General features: G+C 58.7%; 21 protein-coding genes and 3 pseudogenes. 11 read left to right on the forward strand and 13 right to left on the reverse strand.

The window, feature by feature from the left end; all coding sequences use genetic code 11:
• Positions 1-42: 42 nt before the first annotated feature.
• A pseudogene (locus DSOUD_RS18780) lies at positions 43-252 on the reverse strand (IS4 family transposase); the annotation flags it as partial.
• A 397-nt stretch (positions 253-649) separates the two neighbouring features.
• Between DSOUD_RS18780 and DSOUD_RS18265 the strand changes: the two are divergent.
• The 9 genes and pseudogenes from DSOUD_RS18265 (at position 650) to DSOUD_RS02640 (ending at position 6957) form a co-directional block, all read left to right on the forward strand.
• Positions 650-1537, forward strand: a complete 888-nt coding sequence (locus DSOUD_RS18265) for a hypothetical protein (protein WP_157671705.1) — start codon at positions 650-652, stop codon at positions 1535-1537.
• Positions 1538-1780: 243 nt separating this feature from the next.
• A pseudogene (gene dcm / locus DSOUD_RS02610) lies at positions 1781-2950 on the forward strand (DNA (cytosine-5-)-methyltransferase); the annotation flags it as partial.
• Positions 2951-3221: 271 nt separating this feature from the next.
• Positions 3222-3674: a very short patch repair endonuclease gene (locus tag DSOUD_RS17675; protein WP_082351028.1), complete on the forward strand. Its 453-nt coding sequence runs from the start codon at positions 3222-3224 to the stop codon at positions 3672-3674.
• A gap of 1 nt (position 3675) precedes the next feature.
• Positions 3676-4917 carry a type II restriction endonuclease gene (locus DSOUD_RS17680; RefSeq protein ID WP_082351029.1) on the forward strand — a complete coding sequence of 414 codons (1242 nt, stop codon included), beginning with the start codon at positions 3676-3678 and terminating at the stop codon, positions 4915-4917.
• A gap of 185 nt (positions 4918-5102) precedes the next feature.
• A complete protein-coding gene (locus DSOUD_RS02620; protein ID WP_053549542.1) occupies positions 5103-5327 on the forward strand; it encodes a tetratricopeptide repeat protein in 225 nt (74 codons plus the stop codon).
• Positions 5328-5416: 89 nt separating this feature from the next.
• Positions 5417-5611 carry a hypothetical protein gene (locus tag DSOUD_RS02625; protein ID WP_053549543.1) on the forward strand — a complete coding sequence of 65 codons (195 nt, stop codon included), beginning with the start codon at positions 5417-5419 and terminating at the stop codon, positions 5609-5611.
• 523 nt (positions 5612-6134) lie between these two features.
• Complete coding sequence (locus DSOUD_RS02630) at positions 6135-6392, forward strand: type II toxin-antitoxin system Phd/YefM family antitoxin (protein ID WP_053552266.1); 258 nt, start codon at positions 6135-6137, stop codon at positions 6390-6392.
• Positions 6393-6395: 3 nt separating this feature from the next.
• Positions 6396-6674: a type II toxin-antitoxin system RelE family toxin gene (locus DSOUD_RS02635; RefSeq protein ID WP_053549544.1), complete on the forward strand. Its 279-nt coding sequence runs from the start codon at positions 6396-6398 to the stop codon at positions 6672-6674.
• A 73-nt stretch (positions 6675-6747) separates the two neighbouring features.
• The gene (locus tag DSOUD_RS02640) at positions 6748-6957 is read left to right on the forward strand and encodes a hypothetical protein (protein WP_053549545.1); all 210 of its coding nucleotides are present in this window, start codon (positions 6748-6750) and stop codon (positions 6955-6957) included.
• A 297-nt stretch (positions 6958-7254) separates the two neighbouring features.
• Here DSOUD_RS02640 and DSOUD_RS02645 read toward each other — a convergent pair whose 3' ends face one another.
• The 12 genes and pseudogenes from DSOUD_RS02645 to fdnG all read right to left on the reverse strand — a co-directional run bounded on the left by DSOUD_RS02645 (position 7255) and on the right by fdnG (position 18688).
• Positions 7255-7545 carry a type II toxin-antitoxin system RelE family toxin gene (locus DSOUD_RS02645; RefSeq protein WP_053549546.1) on the reverse strand — a complete coding sequence of 97 codons (291 nt, stop codon included), beginning with the start codon at positions 7543-7545 and terminating at the stop codon, positions 7255-7257.
• The gene (locus tag DSOUD_RS02650) at positions 7535-7780 is read right to left on the reverse strand and encodes a type II toxin-antitoxin system Phd/YefM family antitoxin (RefSeq protein WP_053549547.1); all 246 of its coding nucleotides are present in this window, start codon (positions 7778-7780) and stop codon (positions 7535-7537) included. The genes DSOUD_RS02645 and DSOUD_RS02650 overlap by 11 nt, the downstream gene beginning before the upstream one ends.
• A 289-nt stretch (positions 7781-8069) precedes the next feature.
• Positions 8070-8738, reverse strand: a complete 669-nt coding sequence (locus DSOUD_RS02660; RefSeq protein ID WP_053549549.1) for a hypothetical protein — start codon at positions 8736-8738, stop codon at positions 8070-8072.
• A gap of 88 nt (positions 8739-8826) precedes the next feature.
• On the reverse strand, positions 8827-10029 hold the full coding sequence (locus tag DSOUD_RS02665) for an amylo-alpha-1,6-glucosidase (RefSeq protein WP_232426488.1): 1203 nt from the start codon (positions 10027-10029) through the stop codon (positions 8827-8829).
• A gap of 103 nt (positions 10030-10132) precedes the next feature.
• Positions 10133-11542 (reverse strand): formate dehydrogenase accessory sulfurtransferase FdhD, encoded by a 1410-nt coding sequence (gene fdhD / locus DSOUD_RS02670; protein WP_053549550.1) that lies wholly within the window; start codon positions 11540-11542, stop codon positions 10133-10135.
• A 13-nt stretch (positions 11543-11555) separates the two neighbouring features.
• Entirely contained in the window at positions 11556-12407 is an 852-nt protein-coding gene (locus DSOUD_RS02675; protein ID WP_053549551.1) for a formate dehydrogenase accessory protein FdhE, read from the reverse strand.
• Between the two features lie 70 nt (positions 12408-12477).
• Positions 12478-13569 carry a cytochrome-c peroxidase gene (locus DSOUD_RS02680; RefSeq protein ID WP_053549552.1) on the reverse strand — a complete coding sequence of 364 codons (1092 nt, stop codon included), beginning with the start codon at positions 13567-13569 and terminating at the stop codon, positions 12478-12480.
• A pseudogene (locus DSOUD_RS02685) lies at positions 13566-13991 on the reverse strand (DsbA family protein); the annotation flags it as partial. The gene DSOUD_RS02680 and the pseudogene DSOUD_RS02685, both read right to left, overlap by 4 nt.
• A gap of 12 nt (positions 13992-14003) precedes the next feature.
• Complete coding sequence (locus DSOUD_RS18270; RefSeq protein ID WP_157671706.1) at positions 14004-14156, reverse strand: hypothetical protein; 153 nt, start codon at positions 14154-14156, stop codon at positions 14004-14006.
• Between the two features lie 80 nt (positions 14157-14236).
• Positions 14237-14848: a formate dehydrogenase subunit gamma gene (locus DSOUD_RS02690; RefSeq protein ID WP_053552268.1), complete on the reverse strand. Its 612-nt coding sequence runs from the start codon at positions 14846-14848 to the stop codon at positions 14237-14239.
• A gap of 2 nt (positions 14849-14850) precedes the next feature.
• Entirely contained in the window at positions 14851-15624 is a 774-nt protein-coding gene (locus DSOUD_RS02695; RefSeq protein ID WP_053549554.1) for a 4Fe-4S dicluster domain-containing protein, read from the reverse strand.
• A 7-nt stretch (positions 15625-15631) separates the two neighbouring features.
• Complete coding sequence (fdnG, locus tag DSOUD_RS02700; protein ID WP_082351032.1) at positions 15632-18688, reverse strand: formate dehydrogenase-N subunit alpha; 3057 nt, start codon at positions 18686-18688, stop codon at positions 15632-15634.
• A gap of 325 nt (positions 18689-19013) precedes the next feature.
• On the opposite strand from fdnG, the gene DSOUD_RS02710 reads away from it, so the two are divergent.
• Positions 19014-20999, forward strand: coding sequence for an alpha-1,4-glucan--maltose-1-phosphate maltosyltransferase (locus DSOUD_RS02710; RefSeq protein ID WP_053552270.1), 1986 nt, complete (start codon positions 19014-19016; stop codon positions 20997-20999).
• Between the two features lie 28 nt (positions 21000-21027).
• Complete coding sequence (gene treS / locus DSOUD_RS02715; protein WP_053549556.1) at positions 21028-24345, forward strand: maltose alpha-D-glucosyltransferase; 3318 nt, start codon at positions 21028-21030, stop codon at positions 24343-24345.
• Positions 24346-24347 lie beyond the last annotated feature (2 nt).

Raw genomic sequence — 24347 nt, forward strand, 5'->3', positions numbered from 1 at the left:
AGCGTGCGGCGCATGCCTGGCTTAGACGGGGAGAAGAAATACATTGCCGATTGTAATGCGAAATTCGCGCACACGCCGGATGATAACCCGCTCACCGTGCTGTTCATGGGAATAGATGGCCAGCAGCAGGTAGGTGATCAGAGCTGAGAGAATTTGCATTAACAGGCCATGAGGGCTGCGTGCAATCAGCTGATAGACCCTGAGATTATGCTTCCACCAGCCGAAAAAGAACTCGATCGTCCAGCGCAGCTTTTAAATTAGAGTAGTAGTAATAGATGTTGGGGCTACACTTTTTACAAAATCAAAAAAGCAGGAAAATGTAGAATGTGTAGCCCTGACATCACTGTCCAGAACAAAAATCCTTCAAATCGGACGGCCTACGGTATATTTCGATGATTCCGTTCATAACCAGCACGGCGCTTCGGTGGTCCACGGCACTGCCACCTTGATCGATGTCACACTGACATTCTGCTTTATATAACGACAAATTGGAAAAACGATCTGGGTTGCGTCTGAACAATCAACATGGTCAGAAATTGAGTCGTGACCCCTTCGAATGACCCAGTACCAACGACGACCTTAGTAGAAGGTGTCAAGTTCGGAAATCTACCCCCGATTCTTGCCCAAAACCTTACATGGGAAAATAATCATGATCTGTCTACACCCGCATTGCCCAATGGGCCATGGTGCGGCAAATTGGGATCTCATTGTTGCCTCACCAGAGGCAAAAGTTCGCCCATCAGATCGATTAAATCTAATTATAGCCCTTAGTGGGTGTGGCCCATTGGGAGAGAACATAGAAACTATTCCAACTGAAATAGCCAACAGCGCTCCGTTTAAGCGAATTCTTGATTTATGCCCTTGCTTGTATGCACAGGTCCCGGATGTGGCTAGTGCGAGAGGAGTGGTCCACCTTTGTGAAGTGACGCTTGGTCAACGGATAGATTCGAATAATGTTTATGATGCTTTTAAAATTCAGCATCCCACTATGCCAACCATCCCGTTTCTTTATCCGCCAGCCAATCCAAGAGCGGGAGGAGGGGATATCATGGAAGCTTTATGTAGTGAGGTGTTAAGCAATCACGGAGTACAACACATGGAACTCGGGCCAGATAATTGGCCAATATGGTCATCAAAATCTCATCTTTCACTGAACTCTGGGCGCATGAATTCTTTGAAACTTTATGGAGATATTCTTATCCCGGCGGCCCCGCACAACATATTGATTTCCGTAAAAAGTGAAGCTGCAAGAGAACGTTTTGTTGTGTCAGGAAACCGGCTTGAATCAGTAGGTTTTGGTTTTTTTAATGATCCGAGTGAATTCTGGACTGTTAATAGGATTAATCTTCTTAAAAGGTGGGGGTTTATTGCTATTTATATGCCTGATGACATATTGCAGACATTGAATCAGGAATTACACACTAAAAATAGAACTAATTTTGCTATTAATATTAACGGCTTACCATTATATCGGCCTCTTAATGAGTTCGGACCTGATATGTTACGTGTAGCTGGCGAAATCTCCTGTGCATTATGAAGAGAGTGGTGTTATTGCTGTTTCGCGGTGAATGGGGTCGGGCGACCTGATAAACGCGGGTTCCTAACGACACTATAAATTACCCACTTTATGATCCTGATACCGATCAAATGCCGGCATCTTTAGGCCGGTTTTTTGTTGTTGATTGTCTGCCATTTTTCACCTCGGTCCTATGAATAAATGGGTCTTGACAATGTGGATTGTTTTGACATATTGTCACAAAAATTCCCAGAGGAGCTAAAAATGGAAGACGAAGCAGTTTGGATAGTTAAAAAGGTCGTTGGTATTCATGGGTACGATAAAGTGGCTGAAACTCTCGGTGTCTCCACCCGATCAGTGAGGCGTTGGGAGGCAGGAGAAACAGGTGTCTCTCGTAGCGAATTTCTGGTTCTGGAGCAGATGGCTTTGCAGTTTTTTGGCAAACACAAGCAACATAGCGACTTCACTTTTATTGATCTGTTTGCAGGAATCGGTGGGTTGCGAATGGCCTTCGAGGGGCATGGCGGCGAGTGTATTTTTACCAGCGAGTGGGATGAATACTGTCAGAAAACCTATCTTGCCAATTTCTGTGTTGATCATGAACTTGCCGGGGATATAAACGTAATTGTTGACGATGTTCGTAAACACATTCCGGTTGCTCCGGATTTATTGGTGGCGGGTTTCCCCTGCCAGCCTTTTTCGATTGCCGGAGTAAGTAAAAAAAATGCTCTAGGGCGCCCGCATGGATTCGCTTGCAAAGAACAGGGGAACCTCTTCTTCCACGTTGCGTCCTTCCTTGATGAACTGCGTCCTCCCGCCTTTTTACTCGAAAATGTTAAAAATCTTGAGCGACACGATAAGGGGAATACGTTTCGTGTAATCATGGATACCTTAACCAAGGACCTGGGATACAAGGTTGATTACAAGGTAATCGACGCCAAGGGTTTTGTTCCTCAGCATCGCGAAAGAATTTTTATAGTCGGTTTTGATGGTGATACCGGCTTTAATTGGGATGATTTCCGCCATCCAGGTCCCAAAGCAAAAACCCTTAAGGACATTCTTGAGCCGGAGAGCAAAGTCGACATGAAGTACATTCTGTCCGACAAACTCTGGCTTTATTTGCAGAACTATGCAGCCAAGCACAAGGCTGCGGGGAACGGTTTCGGTTTTGGTTTGGTTGGCAGAAATGATACGGCTCGGACACTCTCGGCCCGCTACTATAAAGATGGTAGCGAAATCCTTATTGATCGCGGCAAGGGGAAAAATCCAAGGAGATTGACCCCTCGTGAATGTGCAAGATTGATGGGCTTTCCTGATAGCTTTGTCATCCCGGTTTCCGATACAAGAGCTTATAAGCAGTTTGGCAACTCAGTAGTTTCACCCGTTGTTAATGAAGTGGCAAGGATCATGGCCCCGCATATTCTTGCTTTGAAAAGGGATCGTATTGATAAGTATGAGGTTGTTCTTTGCTCCACAGGAAACCCGGATTATGGGCAAACAACACCACAAAGTCCATATAGCAGGCGATGGGTTACCAGCCCTGAGGAAGCGGTGGATATCTGCAGAAAATACATAGAACACTGGAATCTTGGGAGTGGGAACTGGTGTGGTGAGTCGGGCAAGGTCATGCAATACGGTGCCCTTGTTGCCATGATTTCCTATAACGGAAGAATCTTGCCTGTTGAAACGCCAACCTTGGGTGCAAATGGCTGATGTTGTTGACCCGGCCACCCGAAGTCGGATGATGTCGGGTATACGGGGGAAAAATACCCGCCCGGAGATGCTGGTTCGTCGGCATCTCCATGCACGAGGGTTTCGGTATCGTCTTCATGTGAAAACTTTGCCAGGTAAGCCCGACATCGTCCTTCCTCGTTATCGCGCAGTAATCCTGATTCATGGCTGTTTCTGGCATGGGCATGACTGCCAATTATTTAAATGGCCCTCGACCCGCCAGGAATTTTGGTGCGCGAAGATAGGGCGCAACCGAAAGAAGGACGCCGAGACGCTCGTGGAACTTGAAGCGATCGGGTGGCGGGTGCTGTCAGTGTGGGAATGCGCGATCAAAGGTAGGCAGCGGCTTTCAGTTGAGGACTTAATTGAGAGAATTTCAAGTTGGATTGTTTCTGGCTCAAGCCAAGATGTTATAAGAGGTGGTTGATATGGCTCTCTCCGACCTGTCCGATTGGATGGATGAAAACACCGGACTAGACTGCGTGTGGTTTGTAAAAAGGCTTTCCGCCAACGACACTTTAGCCAACGAAACTCACCAAGCGGGCCCCTACATCCCTAGGGAATTCCTCTTCCGTGTTTTCCCCGAAATAAACCGGCCGGACGTAGAAAACCCCGATTGTCGATTTGTCCTCTCCATCGACTCTCACATGGATCGGCGGATCGTGCGGGCCATTTGGTACAATAAAAAACTTCACGGGACTGGAACCCGCAACGAGGCGCGCATCACTGGGTTCGGAGGTCGGGGCTCGGCCCTTCTCGACCCAGAAAACACTGGGGCGTTGGCTATCTTCGCATTCCTCGTCGATGAGCAAGGGGCTGCGTCGAAGTGCCGGGTCTGGGTCTGCCGAACAGAGATAGAGGAGAGTTTAGTCGAAGATCGCATTGGTCCAATTGACCCCGGCCAGTCGCGAATCTGGGCACCGAATCTCGAACGTACTGCCGATCTATACGGAACAGCGAAGAGAGTTAGAACGAGCTGCTATTTGCAGAGGGAGGAAATTCCCCTTCCATGGCTTGTGAACTTCCCGAGTGGTGCTGAAATCGTCAGCAAAACCATAGAATTCAAACCTGCGGGTGGAATGAATCCTGATACACGACTATTGGCCAGAAGAAAATGTGAATTCGAGATGTTTCGTAGTATCGAGGAAGCTATTGAACTCCCGAATGTGCTCAGGGGTTTCCTTACAATTGACGAGTTCTTAGCCCGCGCACAAACGATACTACAGCGCCGCAAGGCCCGCTCTGGTCGGTCCTTGGAGCTTCACGCACTCGAAATCTTTCTGGAGGAGGGGCTCGTCGAGAACGAGAACTTTACTCACCAGCCCGAGTCCGAACATGGCAAGCGCCCCGACTTTCTCTTCCCTTCTGCCGCTCTTTACAAAACGACTACCTTTCCTGCTAGTCAGCTTCGAATGCTGGCTGTGAAGACAACCTGCAAGGATCGCTGGCGTCAGATTATTAACGAAGCCGATCGGATCAAGGAGAAACACCTGCTGACCTTGCAAGAGGGTGTGTCTGTGGGACAGTTTCACGAAATGACCGAGGCTGGGGTAAGGCTCGTAGTGCCTGAGGCACTCAAGTCGAATTACAACAAAAAAATCCAACCCTATCTACAGTCGCTGGAGAGCTTTATAAGCGACATACGACTGCTCACTGGTAGGCTCCGGTGACGTTTAAAGGCTATTTGGGTCGGACCAAGCCAAGCCTCTGTAATTAAAAGATATTATCCACAAAAAACTACTCTTTCGACCCTTATAGGCCCATTTTTGATCCTAAAAATAGCCCTATAACCGCTTAATCCGAGAAGAAAGTGACGCATCTCAACGCAGTGATAGATAATTTTAAAGGGGCCTGTATGAAAAAATACCTCTGGATACTGCTGTTTATCTGTTGCTCCGCCTTGCCCGCCTGTTCCAACGATCCAGGGAGACAGCAAATTGAAATTGCGCAGTTCGAGGAAAAACAGAACAACAAAGAGCATGCTATAAAACTGTACGAAGAGGTGGTGAGTAAGTATGCCGGCTCGCCAAATGCAAAGCTTGCTCAGGAACGTTTGAACGCGCTGAAGGAGGACAAGTAAGTCAGGGCACACCTGCTTCGGAGTCGGACCTAACCATCCACCCGAATTCTAAACGCGCCGGACCTTCTCCTTCCCCTCAGGGACCCCTCATGGTCAGCCCCAAAACCCGATTTTTCCGGACCTTCAAAAAACACTTCTTCCTCCGCTTCCACATGACCCTCATCCTCCTCGCCACCGGCCTGAGCGGCCTCGCCGGAACGAAGATCCTCCTGTGGAGCGGGGTGGAGAACGTCCTCCTCCGCTACCCCCTCAACCTGACTGGCTGGGGAGCGTCTTCCGCATGACCTGGTTCCCTTTTGCCGTGGTGCTGGTCATCGCCACCCTCTGCGCCTGGCAGCTGCAGGTCCATTTTCCCGAGGCGGTGCGGCTAAGCGATCTCTTCTGAGTTTTCTGAGCAGGTTTGTTCTCAAGGCCCTGGGGTTGGTCGCCCACGGAGATGGACGAAGAGGAGCTCAGGTTCTGCAAGGGGAGGGTTTTAGAGTGAATCGCGCCAGATTTTAGGGGAATTAATCGGATCTTCGTCGCCAGCTTTTCGGGCTGCGTCTGGACATCCGGGTCAGGCTTCCAAGATGTCAAGATTGGAAATGGTTGCGGGGGATGGGGCCCCCACCGGGGTCGAATTCAGCATTTAAACATTCTGTTGAAACCCGGCCGAACCTCTTCCCCATCCCCTCTTTTCCGACTTGACTTCGAAGCTATCGAAACGTACAATTTGTACGGCTGGTATTTTACCCAGGCCATGAATCGCAGGCGGCTGGCGCCTGCTGGAATTGGACGGAAGCCAAACCCAAACCGTTGGAGCCCCTCATGACCACCTTGACTGCATCTGATGCCCGCGAGCATTTTGCCGACCTGCTTGAGAAGGCCCGGCACACCGGGGAGCGGACCATCATCACCCGTCGCGGGCGCAAACTGGCGGCGGTGGTACCTGTCGAAGACCTGGAGCTACTGGAAGAGCTGGAGGACCGCGTCGATCTGGCGGCGGTCCGGGAAGCCTTGAAGGAACGCGACAAGGCCGTCTCCTATGAGGAATTCCGGAAGACCCTCGGACTCGGGGAAAAGTGATCCGTGTTCGAAATCAGAATCCTCCCCGCGGCTCAAAAGAGCCTCATCAAGCTATCCCGGGCCGACCGTCGCCTCGTCCTTGCCATCGACAGCGCCATCCGTGCCCTCGCCGAAAATCCCCGCCCAGCCGGCTGTAAGCAGCTTGCCGGTTCCAAAGAACCGCCTCTGTACCGCATCCGGGTGGGTAATTACCGGATCATTTACGAGGTCCATGATGATGTTGTTCTGGTTTCGGTCATCCACGTTGGGCACCGGAAGGATATCTATCGCGTACTCAAGTGAGGGCTCCCGGAGCAGGGGGATGCCCATAAGTTCATAAGTTGCGAGGGTCAATCCCAACCATGGTGTGCTCTCAGTGCTGAACAAACAGGTTTCCAAAAGACTCTGGGATTACCTGGGTGAACATCCCGAACAGGTATTTGTTCTCAAGGCCCTGGGCCTGGTCGCCCTCATCAATATTTTCAGGGATGTTTTCTACCTCTGGTGGTTTACCATCCTCCTCTTCTCGCCGGTATTCATCTGGCAACTTACAGGACCGCAGGCGCTACGCCCTGCACCCGCCTGACTTTCTTTTTATCCCGCCGAAAAGAAAGTCAGCAAAGAAAACGGCGGCCATGGCATGGAGCATTTCTGGCGCGTGGTTTTCTGTCGTGTCAATTATCCGGGTTCAGGGGAGTAACGGGGTGCTTTTCTACCCCCGGTGACTTCCGGGAGCCCGGCAGTGGAAATAAGGGAAACTCCCCATGTTTTAGCTGAAACATGGGATTTATTCTGTTGATCGTTCCTCAATATGGGTACGATTGAAGCTAAACACACCGGGGCTAATGCTGCGGGGATCAGACCAAAATAACGGCCTTGGATCTCACTCCCTCACCCGCTTACCCGCCACCTTGTACACCGTCAGATTCTCCCGCTTTCCCACCGCCACGACGATGACCACCACCCGGCTGTTATCTACCTGATAAACCAGCCGATAGCCGGCATTTTTCAGTTTGATCTTATAGCAGTCGGCCATTCCCTTGAGCCGGGAAGATTCGACACACGGCCGGACCAGGCGCTCGGCAAGCTTCTTCTTGAACTGTTCACGGATCGTCCCATCGAGCTTCTTCCACTCCTTCAGCGCCGATTCCTTGAATTCGAGGTTAAAGGTCATCGAGGGAAACCGGCACAGTCGGTTCACTCTCCCGCTCTTTGACGATGCGGGAGAGCTCGTAGTCTTCGAGCTTTTCCATGAGGGCCTCGAAAGCCTCGGCGGGGACGAGATAGGCGCTGGGTTTATTGTGGTTCAGAATCGCGACGGGGGTCCCCTCTGCTTCATGGATGATTCGAGAAGGATTTTTCTTCAGGTCGCTGATACTGACGGAGGCGCGGGCATAAAGACGTTCCATTTTTAAGACCTCTTTTGAGTGCTGTATGTAGTGCTAAATATAGGTCATATTTTCGCAGATAGCAAGGCCCCTCTCTGCCGGGGGAAGGCCCCCCCGGGTCAGGAGAGATGTCGCCTCTCCCTGAGTCATCCTGAAAAAGCCCTCAGCAGCCTCCAGTACCATTTCACCCACCCGCCAGACCGGCAGCCGCCTCGGGCTGACCGCCACCACGCCAACCGTCGAACACCGCATCGCCGGCCCCAGGCCCCCAGGCCGTCAAGATGCGACGGCCGGGGAGATTCCGGTGACCCTAAGACTTGGCAAATGCTTTCTGAAAAGCGTCGATCTGCCTTTCCAGGTCATCAAGTGAGGATTTCAGCGGTGTTGCCTCCTTGTTCCTGGCCTGTTTGATTGCTTCGCCAAGGGTCGACATGAACAATTGAAGATCGGCATTGGGAATTCCATTCTGCTGAAACAATGCCGTGTTTTTTGAAAAAAAGGTCACCACCTCTTTCAATTCCGAGAGCACATTGGAAAAATTCTTCTTTTCCAAGGACTCCTGTGCCTCCTCTCCGATATACTTTTTTAACGTTTGAATGACCGGATGAACCTTGTAGTCGAAATGCCCCATGATTTCGAACAACAGAACCTGCATTGCAATAAAGCTTTTTTCAGATTTCTCCTCATGTTCGGATTCAAGAAACTGGCCGAGGGCAGTGATCGACGCAATGAATCGGTCATGCAGGTCGGCGGGCACCTGCTTCTCGAACGATCGGTAAACGTCAGCATACATCTTTTGTATTTCGCTTAAGGTCGCACGCGCCTCAGTCCATTGACCTCCCTCGAAGTGTTCTTCCAGCTCAGAGACTTCTTCGAGAATCGCTGTGAGATTTTGGGGCGGTGCAGGCTTGGCATAGGAAACCGCCGCCAGCAGAAGAAAACAGACTGTCGCGGCCATCCTTGGAAAAATCTTCACCATGATATTCACCTCTCTGTGTTGTTGGGGGCATTCTCGTTTCGAATAGGGGCCGATTGAACCCGAACATGCCGGGGCGAAAGCGCCTGCATCACGTCATTCGGGGGGTGCGGTCGGTCAGGGTGTGGTAGGCAAGGAGGAACATCGCCGCGTTCCACGACTGTCCGGCCATCCCCATGGGGGCGCCGCTCGTGCCGTGGAACCACTCGTTGAACTCCCAGTCGTTGACCTGATTGGCCAGGGCGAGTACTTCCAGCTCCTCCCAGGCCTCCTCCCTTTTCCCCAGCCGGTCGAGGGCGAGAATCCAGAAGGCGCCGGCGAAGGGCCAGCTGCCGCCGTTGTGGTACTGCCAGGGGAGATTCTGCTCGTGGCGCAGCATGTAGGGGCGCCAGTGGGGATCGCCCGGTTCGATGGGGGTCCCGACGACGCGCAGGGGATAGGGGCGGTGGGCGCCCCCTTCGATCACGGCCGAAACGATCCGTTCGCCGTGGGAGGGGTCGGCCAGGCCGGTGAGGAGGGCGAGGGTGTTGGCGAGGAGATCGGCCTCCAGCCCCCAGGAGGTGAAATTGACGAAGCTCAGGAAGAAGGGGGAGGGGGGCATCCCCTCGCGGATGTTATCCGTCATCCGCCGCATCCGCTGGGACGTCGGGAGCGTCTCGGCGAAGGGGTAGAAGAGCTCGCCGGCGCTCTGGCGGGTCTGTCCGGCCCCGGCGAGTCCGTAGAGCTCCTTGACCCGGAACCAGAGGGCGTTGGTGTAGAGGACAAAGCCGGAGCGGGGCATGATGTCGGCCCAGTCGCTGGCTTCGTTCTGCTGCAGCAGCCCCCAGGCGGGGTGCTCCTGGCAGGCAAGCCAGCGGAGGCTCCCTTCGATCTGCGGCGCGAGCTGTGCGCCGAGATCGCTCCCCGGCACCCGTTCGTCGAAGCTGTGAAGGGCGATGAGCCACCAGAGGGTGGCGTCGATGCAGCCGGTGTACCAGAAATCGACCTCCCCCGAATCGGGGCGGACGAAGTTGGCGATCTGTCCGTTGGCCGCCTGCCTCCGTCCGAGGGTCAACAGCCCGGCGCGGGCGCAGGAGATCAGATCGGGCTCCTTCGAGGCGGCCATGCCGAGGGCGCAGATGGCGGCGTCGCGGCCGAAGATGGTGTCGTAGTTGCGGGCGCGGGCCGACTCGGTCCGGCTGGCCGCCAGGATGCCGGCCGGCGTCGCATTGCGGCGCAAAAGGGTCAGGGCCTGGAGGTAGCAGGCGTCGATGAGCGGCCGGTCCAGGGAGGGCGCGCGAAGTGTCTGATTCATGAACGGTTTTCTCCGTCTCGGTTTGCCGCCTAAGGTACAGGGAAACGGAGTCCGGCACAAGTGCGACGTCGCGGGGCGTTTCAATCCTCCCCCCTTTTCGCGTTCACTCCGCCGGCAAAACCCTCTTCTCCTTTTGGGTTATCGTCGGGCGGGTTTCCCGCAGGGTAAAGTAATCCTGCGGCGTATTGATATTGCGGAAGGAGAGCCCCTCGGGATCGAAACGCATCCATTCTTCGGCGGGGAGTTCTGTGACCCTGACGGCGGAAAAAAAGTCGACAATACGTCGTCCATCCTTCTGCAGCACGGCTTCCATGGCGGGAAGGCAGGCTTTGCCGTAGCAGGCGTGAAGCGGTTCGAGGCCGTGGTGACTGCGGGGAATGTGCACGTCGGCCGCATGATTTTCCAGGCAGAGATGCCGGATCAGTTCCGGAACGAGAAAAGGCATGTCGCAGGCGGCGACAAAGATCCGGGGCTCCGTGGCGTGATGGAGGCCGGCATGAATCCCCGCCAGGGCTCCCTTGCCGCGATGGAGGTCGGGGACCTTGCGGCAGGGGATGTCGGTGTAGAGCGTCGGGGAATTGGTGACGATCAAAACCTCTTCGAAGAGGCTCGCCATGAGCTGATAGCTGCGCTCGATAAAGCGTTCGCCGTCGAGGGGGAGGAGCGATTTGTCGCTCCCCATGCGGCGGCTTTCCCCGCCGGCCAGGATGATTCCGGTGGTCGCCGGAATCAGGCCGGCGGAGTTCGGCAGCGTGAGCTGTATCGGATGGGTGTAAACCTCGAAGCGCTCGCCGCGCAGGTAGCCGATGAGGGTGATTCCGGCCTGGCGGGCGACCCTGACCGCCGCTTCGGTGGCCGAGGTCCGGGAGGCGATCAGGCCGATGCCGAGACGGGCCGCCTTGGCGACCATTTCCGTGGAGATGCGTCCGGAACTGACCAGCATGCAGCCGCTGAGGTCGATCCCTTTGCACAACGCCTCCCCGGCGATCCGGTCGAGAGTGTTGTGCCGGCCGAGATCTTCGGCGTGCAGCAGCAGCCGGCCGGCGGTATTGCCGACCGCGGCGGAATGGACCCCCCCATGGCGGCCGTAGAGTTCGGTCTTTTCCGCCAGGAGCCGCATGAGGTCGAAAACTCCCGCGGCGGGATAGTGTCTTCTTTCCAGCGGCGGACGATCTTCCGGCAGATCGAGATGGAAGCTGATGCCGGTGCCGCAGCCGGAGGTCAGGGTCGGGCGCAGATTATGCGGAACCTCGCCGCGGATCTGCACCCGTGCAGCCCCCTGTTCGCTGCAGACTCCGAGGCAGCGGATATCGTCGAGGGAGGCGATGATCCCCTGCAGGCGCAGAAACCCCACCACGAGAAAGTTGAGCTGGTGGGGCGAGGCGATCAGGGTGGCCAGAAGCCGGTTGTTGATGGTCAGTTGCAGCGGATACTCGGCGACCAGGGGGCGGACGGCCGGCAGGAGCTTTCCCCTTTCATAGCGGTGGATGATCAACGGCTGCTCTTCGCTCATCCCTTCTTCTCCTTCAGTTCCCCGGAGTCTCTTTTTTGCCGCGGCAAAACCCTTCTCTGGCGGCCATCAGGTCGAGGTGCAGGGTGGCGACATCCTCCACCTCCAGGGGGAGGTCCTCGCTGCCTTCACGACTGTTGACGACTTTGAGATAGCCGCTGCACTTGCGGCAGACGTCGACCCGACAGCCGGATTCGCCTTCTGCCGTAAAATAGGCCAGGGTTTCGTGGTCGGTGTTGCCGCAGTGGATACAGGTCAGGCGCTTGAAGGCCCAGTGGTTGCCGCAAAGGCCGCACTGCAGGCGCTTTTTCCCCTCCTCGCCGCTGAGTTCGGCGATGGACGGCAGCCCTCCGCAGATCGGACAGTAGCCGTGATCCCAACCCTGGACCGCACTTTCGAGCCCCTGGTGGCGACAGCGCTCCAGCGCCGCGCCGAGGGCGGTGGTCAGGGAGTATTCGAGGAGAGCCGGCTGGACCTGAAGTCTCTCGGCCGTTCTGGCCAGCGGTTCGCGGTCGCGCTCGAAAACGGCGCGCAGCAGTTTCGGCAGATCGAGGCCGCCAGCCGCCAGGGCGGTTTGCAGGGACGCAAGCTCCTCCTGCCCCTGCTGACCGTGGTCGCGCAGGACCTGCAGCAGGTCGGCGAAAAAGCGTTGCGCCGCAGGCGCATCGATCCGCAGCATCTCGCCGCGCAGGAGGGGGAACCCCTGTTCCTGCCGGGATTTTGCGTCCTTGAGGTCGGCCTCGACGGCCAAAAAGGGGGGGGCGTCGGCGAAGAGTTGGTAGAGTCGCGTGTAAAAGCGGCAGACAGCGGTCAGCGCCGGTTTTGCTGCGGCTAAATTCTCGAGGCGTTGGAGGCGTTTCTGCAGCATCGTATTCTCCTTAAAGTCAACCCGGGGCTGAGGCCCAGGGTCAACGGTTGAAGGAACCTCGGGACCGGTGTCAATCCCCAGGCAGGTGCGGGCGGTGCACCTCGGGGACGGTTCCCGAAAGACTTTCGAGGAACGCGACCAGGGCCGCCTGTTCCTCGGGGGAAAAATCAGGGGATTTGAGCTGTCTGCTCTTCTGTGCGTCATGTCCCCCGCCGCGGCTGAAAAAGGCGACCACGTCCTTCAGGGTATTCATGCTGCCGTTATGCATGTAGGGGGCGGTCTGCGCCACCTGGTGCAGGGGCGGGGTGCGAAAAGACCCCATGTCCGACGGCTCTTTACTCACCCCATAACGCCCAGGATCCCGCGGCAGCATCGGCAGCCCTTTCTCGGCGAGAACAAATCGTCGGGTGGCGCGCTGCTGCCAATCTTCCTGCAGGTCGCTCCTTTCGGCGACGCCGAGGTTGTGAAATTGCTCGTCGCTGAGCATCGCCCCGGCGTGACATTGGCTGCATCCGCCACGCGGACCAAAAAAGATTTCCATCCCCTGGCGCGCCTGCCGGCTGAGAAGCTGCGGCTCCCCTTTCAGGTAGCGCTCGAAGGGACTGTCGAGAGAGGTCAGGGTCTGCTCAAAGGCGGCCAGGGCCGAGAGAATCAGTTCCTTGCTGATCTCGGCGGAATATGCCTTTTCAAAGGCCTCCCGGTATTCAGGGATCTCCGCCAGTTTGGCGACGATATAGGGGAGGTTGCTGTTCATTTCGAAGGGAGTCTCGATCGGTTCGGCGGCCTGATGAGCCAGGCTGTCACTGCGCCCATCCCAGAAAAAGGTTTTCAGGTAGGCGGCGTTGAGCAGGGTCGGCGTGTTGCGCCAGTGTTTGGTGGTCGGATACGCCCCCGAAATGTCGCGGCCATCGGCAAAGGCCTGATCCGGAAGATGGCAGACGGCGCAGCTCATGGTGCCGTCCCCGGAGAGCCGCCGGTCGAAAAAGAGCCTGTGACCGAGCTCGATTTTGGCCGTGCTCTGGAGCTCGATCGGGGCCAGGGGGGCAGGGAGTACGATGCCCAGTTGCGCCCAGGTCCGGGTCCCGAACAAGAGGAGGACCAGGAGGCCGAGCTGACAGAGCCTCCGGCTGTAGCCGAGGCCTTTCAAGGGGGGCAGGGTCATGGTTTTGCCGCCTCGGTAAGGGCCTGATCGATCAATGTGCGAAACATCTTGATCGGTCGTTCGCCAACCAGCACCCGGCCGTTAATGACGAAGGTCGGGGTCTGGAAAAAATCGAGCCTGCGCGCCAGGGCAAAATCGGCCTCGACCCGCGGCAGGTATTTCTGCCCGTCCAGCTCCCGCCGGAAACGCGGCACATCCAGTCCCAGTTCTTGCGCATAGCCGAGCAGGCTGTCGCGGTCGAGTTGTTTGCGCTCAAGCATCAGATCGTGCATCTCCCAGAACTTCCCCTGGGCGCCCGCCGCCTCGGCCGCCTGCGCTGCCAGCGCGGAAAAGTCGCGGTAACGGTAGGGGTAATGTTTGATCACCAGCTTGAGCTTTCCTTTGTATTCCTCCATCAGTTGCTGGACGATCGGACCGACCGCCTGACAGTGGGGTCACTGAAAGTCGATAAACTCCACCATCACCACCGGCGCATCGTTTGCACCCCGCGCCGGGGAATCCCCCAGGGGGACTTCCTTCAGCGTCCCCGCCAGCGCCGGGAGGGTAAAGTTGAGCAGCAGGACGAGGACGATCAATGATCGCAGCAAGCGCAGCTCCTTTTTTCAGGTCGATCGGTTTGTCAACGGCGGCGCGACCGGTCCACGGCGGGGTCGCCCCCGAGCGGTCCCTAACCCTTAACGATTTTCTGATACCACTTGCTGGCGTGTTTTTTGGCCCAGCCTTTTGTCACTCTCCCCCAGAGCATCCCTTCGAGGGTTCCCGGATTGCCGATGGTGGCGAGGTAAACATGAACCACCATGCCGACCATGAAGAGGGTGAAGAAAAGACCGTGCAGCATCAGGGCAAACTGGGTCAGTCCGCGGCCGTAGGCGGTCGGATCCCAGATGATCAGGCCGGTGGCGCCCATGACCAGCGCGGCGATTATGGCGAAAATTCCGAACAGCTTCTGCCCGGCGTTGAACTTGTCCTGGGGTATCTCCTGGCGCTGGCGGGACAGATAACCGCCGAATTTGGCAATCCAGCGGCGATCATCGGCATCGAAGTGGATGGTATCGCCGGCATGGCGCAGGAAAAGGAGGAGGGAGGCGAAGAAAAAGACGGGACCGGCCCATTTGTGAACCAGTATCCCCTGCTGCGGGCTGCCGAAGAGGGTGAAATAGCCGAAAAAGGTGTGGGCAAAGAGGCCGAGGCCGGAAAGGAGAAGGAGGAAAAAAGAGATGGCGACCACCCAGTGGACAATACGGTCGGTGGCGTTAAAGCGATCGATGTATCTTGACATGATCATTCACCTCCCTTGTTTTCGAGGTCATCCGAATCTTCAACCTGTTTCGGCCCGACGGTCACATAGTGCAGGGCCGCGACGCCGATGGCCCCCCAGAAGCCGAGAATGCCGAGGGGTTTGACGACATCCTTCCAGAAGAAGATCGAGGCGGGAATCGCCGGGTTTTTGGGGAGCTGGTAGGTCCCCGGCTGGTCGTCAAGGACATAGAGGACCCCGAGACCTCCGAGATCCTGCTCGCCGTAGAGCTTTTTCCCGGCGCCCCTGGCGGCGGCGATGAGTTCATCGCGGTCGCCGAATTTGAGCGTTTGCGTCGGGCAGGCCTTGACGCAGGCCGGGAGGAGGCCGTTTTGTATCCGGTCACTGCAGGCGTGGCACTTGGTGACCTTCTTTTTTTCATCGTAGCGGGGGACATCGAAGGGGCAGCCGTTGACGCAGTAGTGGCATTCGATGCACTTCTCCTGATTGTAGGCGACCAGCCCCTCTTTGGTGTGATAGAGGGCCCCAGCCGAGGGGCACACCTTGACGCAGCCGGCATCGGCGCAGTGCATGCAGCGTCGATTGATGAAGAGCCAGCGCAGGTCCTCCCCCTCCTCCTGCTGTTCGATAAAATGGATCTTGTTGTAGAGTTGGGGGGTCAGATCCGGGGGGTTTTCATAGCTTCCGGAATTGACAGAGGCTTCGGCATCCAGTTTGTTCCATTGTTTGCAGGCGACCTGGCAGCTGCGGCAGGCGGTGCAAAGGGTGGTATCGATCAGAAATGCTTTCCGTTTCATAGCGTCCTCACCCCTCCAGTTTTTCGACGTTGACCATGAACGCCTTGGTTTCAGGGATCATGGTGTTGGCGTCGCCGGCGGTCGGGGTCAGCAGATTGGCGCTGTCGCCGACGTTCGGAGTGTTCCAGCCGTAGCACCAGGGGAGACCGACCTGATGGATGGTCGTTCCCTGGACCTTGAAGGGGCGGAACCGCTTGGTCACAACGGCGACCGCCTCGACGCTGCCGCGTCCCGAACTGACCCTGACCATTTCACCCTGGGCGATATTGCGGTCCTTGGCCAGCTCAGGGCTCATCTCCACAAAGAGATGGGGCTGCATCTCCAGCAGCCAGGGGGTGTTGCGGGTCATGATTCCGGTCTGCCAGTGCTCCGTCACGCGATAGGTGGTGGCGACAAAAGGATAACGCTGGTCGCAGGAGAAGAAGACATCTTCGGGGAGCTTCTCTTCCCCTTCGTAGAAGAGCTTCATCGCCGGATTGTTCTTGGTTCCGGAGAGGGGGTTCTTCTCGATCGGGCACTCCAGGGGTTCGTAGTGCTCGGGGAAGGGGCCTTCCTTCATCCCGGCGGCAAAGATCGAGGCCACGCCGTCAGGGAGCATGATGAACGATTTCTTCGTCCCTTCCTGGGAGAGCGGTTTCCAGCCGCCATCGGGGACATCCCCTTTCCATTTCCCCCCGTCCCACCAGATGACCGGTTTCTCCTTGTCCCAGGGGATTCCGTCGGCGTTGACCGAGGCGCGGTTGTAGAGGATGCGCCGGTTGACCGGCCAGCACCAGGACCATTGGGGATAGAGACCGATGCCGCTCGGGTCGCTGTGGCTGCGGCGGGCCATGTTGTTGCCGTCGGCGTTGTAGCTGTTGCAATAGAGCCAGTTCCCCGAGGAGGTCGAGCCGTCGTTCTGCAAGAAGGCAAAGGAGGGGACCGGATCCCCCTTTTTGAACTGTTTGCCGTTGACCTCCTTGTCGACCAGGAAATAGCCGTTGATCTCCTTGGCGACGGCGTGGACATCGATTTTGCCGACCTTGCCGTTCAGGAGTTTGAAGCCGTAATCCCAGCTCAGTTTCAGAATCGGCGCGGGAAAGGCTCCTCCCTGGGCGGCATAGCGCGCCCGGACCCGGTGCTGCAGTTCGTTCATCAGTTCCGAGTCGGGAAGGCTGTTGCCGAACGGTTCGACCGCCTTGTAGCGCCATTGGGCCCAGCGCCCCGAGTTGGTGATGCTCCCCTCCTTTTCAAAGGAGGCCGCCACCGGCAGGAAGAAGACCTCGGTATCGATCTTGGCCGGGTCCATCCGCGGACCTTTCCAGAAGGAGGCCGTTTCGTTGTCGAAGAGATTGACGGCGACCATCCAGTCGAGCTTGGACAGCGCCTCGCGGACTTTGTTGGCGTTGCTGCCGCTGCAGGCCGGGTTTTGTCCCCAGGCGAAGAAGCCCTTGATCTTTTCCCGGAACATCTGATCGAAGAGCATGAGCCACGAAGCGTTCTGCCCTTCGTCGAGTTTCGGCAGCAGCTGGTAGCCGAATTCGTCCTCGGCGGTCAGGGTCTGGTCGAAGTGGGCGCGCAGCAGGGAGGTGATGTACTTGCTGCGGTTCCCCCACCAGTTGGCGCTCTGGGGGTCCGTGGTGGTCGGGGTGGTCTTTTCGATGTAGGTGGACAGATCCTTGAGGCCGGCGTGGGGCGTCGGCAGGTATCCGGGGAGGATATGAAAAAGGAGGCAGTGGTCCGTGGACCCCTGAACATTCGATTCGCCGCGCAGGGCGTTGACCCCGCCCCCGGCGACGCCGATGTTGCCGAGGAGGAGCTGGATGATCGCCATGGTGCGGATATTCTGGGTGCCGACGGTGTGCTGGGTCCAGCCCATGGCATACATGATGGTCGCCGCCTTCCCCGGCTGGCCTGACGCCCCGTAAATTCCGTAGATTTCTTCAAGTTTTTCGACCGGGGTGCCGGTAATGTCCGACACCACTTCGGGGGTGTAGCGCGCGAACTGTGTTTTGAGAAGCTGGAAGACGCAGTTCGGATCCTGCATGCTGAGATCCGTTTTGGGAATGCCGTTTTCGTCGCGCTGAAAGCCCCAGGTCGCCTTGTCGTAGCTGCGTTTGTCGAGGTTGTAGCCGGAGAAAAGACCGTCGAGCTCACCCGGCATCTGGAAGAGGGGATCGACGAGGAAGGTCGCGTTGGTGTGCAGCTGCAGATATTCCCTGTGACCCAGCTCGTTGTCGAGGATGTACTTGATCATTCCGCCGAGAAAGGCGATGTCGGTGCCGCTGCGCAACGGCGCGTAAACATCGGCCTTGGAACTGGTGCGGGTGAAGCGCGGATCGACGCTCAGGACCTTGGCGCCGTGCTCTTTGGCTTCGAGGACGTATCGGAACGAAACGGGGTGGTTCTCGGCGGGATTGGCGCCCATGATCAGAATGACATCGGCGTTGCGGATATCGATCCAGTGGTTGGTCATGGCGCCGCGGCCGAAGGTGGCTGCCAAACTGGCAACCGTCGCGGAGTGTCATATTCGGGCCTGGTGTTCGATATAGACCAGGCCCCAGCTGCGCAGCATCTTCTGCAGCAGGTAGCATTCCTCGTTGTCCAGCGCCGCACTGCCGACGGAGGCGATGGCATCGGTGCGGTTGACGACCTGACCCTTGGCGTTTTGTTCCCTAAAGGAGGCGTCACGGGTTGCCTTGACCCGATCGGCAATCTGATCGAGGGCCCAGTCCCAGGAGACCTTCTGCCACTCCCTGGAGCCTTTGGCGCGGTACATCGGCTCGGTGATGCGTTGTTTGTTGTCGCGCAACTGGAAGACCGCCGCCCCCTTGCTGCACAGGGTGCCGCGGTTGATCGGGTGATCCGGATCCCCTTCGGTGTTGATCACCTCGTCGCCCCGGGAATGAACAATCAGCCCGCAGCCGACAGCGCAATAGGGGCAGATGGTGGTGGTCTCCCTGGCGTACTGGATCGCCAGGGGGAGAGCTGCTTCGGCTTCCGCCGCCTCCAGGCCGATGCCGAGAATCGATCCGGCGACGACGCTCCCTGAAACCTTGAAAAAACCCCGTCTGTTCAGTTGCATGCGAATGACCTCCTTTGCTTCGACAACATACTAGAACATCTTTATATTTTACTTTAGGAGTGGTGCATTAGTCAGGATGAACATATCGCATCTAACTAAAAATTCAAATAAAAAAAATATACCATTGTTTTTGTGATATGGGGATCCGCGGCAACGCCCCTCCTCCCGCCGCGGGCAGCCCTCTCCCTTCTCCCCTCTTCCTTCTTCCTTGAACTTGAGGATCTCCCCAGTCCTGTATACTTAAGGGACTGAATTAAACCAGAGGGGCGTCTGCTGCCAGGGAAAAGAGTTGCCGGCGCCGGCCAGCGAAGAAACGGATGTGACCATGACCGACGGAAGACGCAGGGTCGTTATCGAAAACATGGCTCCCCAGGTCGAGGGGGGGCGCTTTCCCGCCAAGCGGGCGGTGGGGGAGGTCCTGACGGTGACGGCCGACATCTTCGTCGACGGTCACGACGCCCTCCAGGCGCTGGTCCTTCACCGCCTCGCCGGCGCGGAGGAAGTCGCGGAAACGAGGATGAGCCCGGGGCTCAACGACAGCTGGAGCGCCGAGATCCCCGTCGCCGAGCTGCACGACATCTACTTCACCGTCGAGGCCTGGGTCGATCACTTCGCCTCCTGGCGGCAGCTCCTCGAAAAGAAGATCGCCTCCGGGCAGGATGTCGCGGTGGAACTCCTCGACGGCGCGGCCCTGGTGTGCAAAGCCGCCGAGCGGGCGGCGGCAGAAGGCGTTGAAGATGACGCCGGGGCGCTGCAGCGCTTTGCCGCCGTGCTGGAGGAGGGTGGAGACGGGGGAGCTCAGGCGGCCGCCGAGCCGCTCCTGGCGCTTCTCATGGGGAGGCACGCCGACCGCACCCTGGCCAGCCGCTTCCCCGAGGAATTCTACGTCCACGTCGAGCCGCCGCTGGCTGCCTTCAGCGCCTGGTACGAACTCTTCCCCCGCTCGGCGGGTCCCCCCGGGCGCCATGGCACCCTCAGGGACGTCATCGCCCAGCTCCCGCGCGTCGCCGCCATGGGGTTCGACATCCTCTACCTGCCGCCGATCCATCCCATCGGCGAGACGTTCCGCAAGGGGGCGAACAACACCCCGGGGACCGGCAGCGGCGAGGTGGGGAGCCCCTGGGCCATCGGCTCGTCGGCCGGCGGGCATACGGCCATCCACCCCGAGCTCGGGACCTTCGAGGACTTTGCCGCCCTGATTGCGGCGGCGCAGAAGGCGAAACTCGAGATCGCCCTCGACATCGCCTTCCAGTGCTCCCCGGATCACCCCTGGGTGAGGGAGCACCCGGAATGGTTCCGCATCCGCGCCGACGGCTCCATCCAGTACGCGGAGAATCCCCCCAAAAAGTACCAGGACATCTACCCCTTCGACTTCGAATGCCCGGAGTGGGAATCCCTCTGGGAGGCGCTGCGGGATGTCTTTCTCTTCTGGGTCGGACAGGGGGTGCGCATCTTCCGGGTGGACAATCCGCACACCAAGCCGATCGCCTTCTGGACCTGGTGCCTGGCCGAGGTGCGCAAGTCCTCTCCCGAGGCGATCTTCCTCGCCGAGGCCTTCACCCGGCCGAAGGTCATGTACCGGCTGGCCAAGGCCGGTTTTACCCAGTCCTACACCTATTTCACCTGGCGCAATTCCAAGGAGGAGCTCACCCGGTACATGACCGGCCTGGTGCACAGCGCTCCCAGGGACTTCTTCCGCCCCAACTTCTGGCCGAACACCCCCGACATCCTCCCCGAATACCTGCAGTACGGCGGCCGGCCGGCCTTCCTCATCCGCCTGGTGCTGGCGGCGACCCTCTCCTCCAACTACGGCATCTACGGCCCGGCCTTCGAGCTCTGCGAGGGGGCGGCGCTCCCCGGTACCGAGGAATATCTCGATTCGGAAAAGTACCAGATCCGCGACTGGGACCTGAAGGCGCCCGGGAGTCTCGAATCCTTCATCGGTCGCCTCAACGTCATCCGCAGGGCCCATCCGGCCCTGCAGCAGACCTGGAACCTCCGCTTTCTCGAGGCGGAAAACGATTTCGTCCTCTTCTTCGCCAAATACGACAACGCCCGCCAGGATCTGATCCTTGTGGCCGTCAATCTCGATCCCCATCACACCCAGTCGGCCTGGCTGAACCTGCCGCTGGAGGAGTTCGCCCTCGATGAGGAACGGAGCTACATGGTGCACGACCTGCTGGGGGACGACAAATTCATCTGGCAGGGCCCGCGCAATCTGATGGCCTTCGATCCGCAGGTCCTGCCGGCGCGCATCTTCCACCTCAAGCGGCGCCTCAAGCGAGAGACCGACTTCGACTATTTCATGTAACCGGCCAAAAAAAGAAAGCGACCTCAAGATGACCGCAGCAAATTTCGACCCGCAGGGCGAAAACCCCGATTGGTACAAGGACATCGTCATCTACCAGCTGCACGTGAAGAGCTTCTGCGACGGCAACGGCGACGGTATCGGCGACTTCAAGGGGCTGATCGGCAAGCTCGACTATCTGGAAAACCTCGGCGTGAACGCTCTGTGGCTCCTCCCCTTCTACCCCTCGCCGCTGCGGGATGACGGCTACGACATCGCCGACTACGGACAGATCCATCCCGACTACGGAAACCTGAGCGATTTCAAGCGCTTTCTCAAGGAAGCCCACGCCCGCTCCATGCGGGTCATCACCGAGCTGGTCCTCAACCACACCTCGGATCAGCACGCCTGGTTCCAGCGCGCCCGCAACGCCAAGCCCGGCAGCTCCGCCCGCGACTTCTACGTCTGGAGCGACACCACCGACCGCTACCCCGATGCGCGGGTGATCTTCCAGGATTTCGAGCTCTCCAACTGGACCTGGGACCCGGTGGCCCGGGCCTACTTCTGGCACCGCTTCTATTCCCACCAGCCGGATCTCAACTTCGACAATCCCCGGGTCCACACCGCCCTCCTGAAGATTCTCGACTTCTGGTTCTCCCTCGGCGTCGACGGCGTGCGCCTCGACGCCATCCCCTACCTCTACCAGCGCGAAGGGACGAACTGCGAAAACCTCCCCGAGACCTACGCCTTCCTCAAAAAGCTGCGCAGCCACGTTCAGGAGCACTTCCCCGACCGGATGCTGCTGGCCGAGGCCAATCAGTGGCCCGAGGACGCCGCCCGCTACTTCGGCGACGGCGACAGCTGCCACATGTGTTTCCACTTCCCCCTCATGCCGCGCATGTACATGGCCCTGGAGATGGAGAACAGCTACCCGGTCACCGACATCCTCGAGCAGACGCCGGAGATCCCCGAGAGCTGCCAGTGGGCGCTCTTTTTGCGCAATCACGACGAGCTGACCCTGGAGATGGTCACCGACGAGGAACGGGACTACATGTACCATATCTACGTCAAGGATCCCCGGGCGCGGGTCAATCTCGGCATCCGCCGCCGCCTCGCCCCCCTCCTCGACAACGACCGTCGCAAGATCGAACTGATGAATGTCCTCCTTTTCACCCTCCCCGGTTCGCCGATCATCTATTACGGCGACGAGATCGGCATGGGGGACAACTACTATCTCGGCGACCGCGACGGGGTGCGGACCCCCATGCAGTGGAATACCGATGCCAACGCCGGCTTCTCCCGGGCCAACCCGCAGAAGCTCTTCCTCCCCCTGGTCATCGACCCCGAGTACAACGCCACCGCCCTCAACGTCGCCACCCAGGAGCAGCGCCAGTCCTCCCTCCTCTGGTGGATGCGCCGCGCCATCGATCTGCGCCAGTCCTCCGCCTGCTTCGGCCGGGGGACGATCCGTTTTCTGACGCCGGAGAACGTCAAGGTCCTGGCCTACATCCGCTCCCTGGGGGAGGAGCACATCTGCGTCGTCGCCAACCTCTCCCGGCACGCCCAGATGGTCCTCCTCGACCTCTCCCCCTATGCCGGGCGCGTCGCCGAGGATATGTTCAGCAAGAATCGCTTCCTGCCCGTCGCCGAGTCCCCCTACTCCCTGGCCCTCGGCCCCTACGGCTACTACGTCTTCACCCTCACCGAGCCGGCCGCCGAGGAGGCGGCGGCACCGCCGGCAACCCTTCTGCGCCTCAAGGGGGATTCCTGGCGGGGGATCATGGAGGACAAGGGGATCAGAACGGCCCTGGAGACGCGCATCCTCCCGGCCTACCTCCCCCGGCAGCGCTGGTACGGCGGCAAGGACCGAAAGATCCGCACCCTCACCCTCGTCGAAGCGATCCCCCTGAGCCGCAGTCCCGACTCCCCCCTCCTTCTTCTGGTGGAGGTCGCCTACCAGGAGGGGACTCCGGAAACTTACGTCCTCCCCCTGGCTTACCAGAGGCTGGCCGAAGGGGGAGGGGAGGCGCCCCGGGGGGCGATGGCCCATCTCACCCTCGGCGACAGCCAGGGGGTGGTCTACGATGGAATCTACGCCCCCTCCTTCGGTATCGACGTCCTCTCCGGCATTGCCGGCCGCCGGCGTCAGACCGGCAGCCATGGCCAGCTGCACGCCGACGCCAGCCGGGAACTGGCCCGCTGGTGGCGCAAGGGGGAGGCCGAATCGACCCCGAAGCTCCTCGAAACCGAGCAGTCCAATACGTCGATCCTCTACAACGAGCACTTCATCTTCAAGCTCTACCGCCGCTGCCAGACCGGGGTCCATCCCGATCTGGAGATCGTCCGGTATCTGAGCGAGGACGCCGTTTTTCCCCATGTCCCGGCCTATGCCGGGTCCCTGGAATACCGGCGCGGGGAGGAGCCCCCCCTGGTTCTCGGCCTGATGCAGACCTTCGTTCCCAACCAGGGAGACGCCTGGGGGCACTTCGTCGATCTGGCCAGACATTACTTCGAACGGGTGCTCCTTCGCGACCAGGCGGGCAAACTCCCCCCCGAAGGACCGGGAGGTTTCCTCCGCGCCGTCGGGACCCCCCTCCCGCCGCGGCTGCTTGAAGTCATTTCCGGCGTGACCCTGGAAATGTCCGGCCTCCTCGGGCGGCGCACCGCCGAGCTCCATCAGGCCCTCTCGGGCGGGAAGGGGGAGGCGTTCCGCCCGGAAGATTTCTCCATCCTCTACCAGCGCTCCCTCTACCAGGCGATGCAGAACCAGGCCAGGCAGGAGCTGCGGCAATTGCAGAAGGGAGCCTCCGGACTCTCCCCTGCGCTGCAGGCCGAGGTGCAGAAGGTCCTCGATCTGCAGCCGCAAATCCTCGCCGGGATGCACGCCATCACCGCCGGCAAGCTGAGTGCGAAAAGGATCCGCATCCACGGCGATTACCACCTGGGGCAGGTCCTGTTCACCGGCAACGATTTCGTCATGCTCGACTTCGAGGGGGAACCGGCGAGGCCGCTGAGCGAACGGCGCATCAAGCGTTCGCCGATGCGGGACGTCGCCGGCATGCTCCGCTCCTTCCAGTACGCCGCCTATACCGCCCTCCTGTCGGGTTCGGCCCTGCGGCCGCAGGTCACCGAGACGCTGACCCCCTGGGCCGACCGCTGGTACGAGGCGGTCTCCGTCTCCTTCCTCCAGGGCTACCTGGGGGCCATGGAGGACAGCGATCTCCTCCCCCGCCAGCCCGAAGAGCTGGAAAAACTCCTCCTCCCCTTCCTGCTGCAAAAGGCGGTCTACGAACTCGGCTACGAGCGGAACAATCGTCCCGCCTGGCTCCTCATCCCCCTGCGCGGGATTCAACTCCTCTGCGGAGAGTAAAC

The organism is Desulfuromonas soudanensis (assembly GCF_001278055.1).
GTDB classification, from domain to species: Bacteria; Desulfobacterota; Desulfuromonadia; order Desulfuromonadales; family WTL; genus Deferrimonas; species Deferrimonas soudanensis.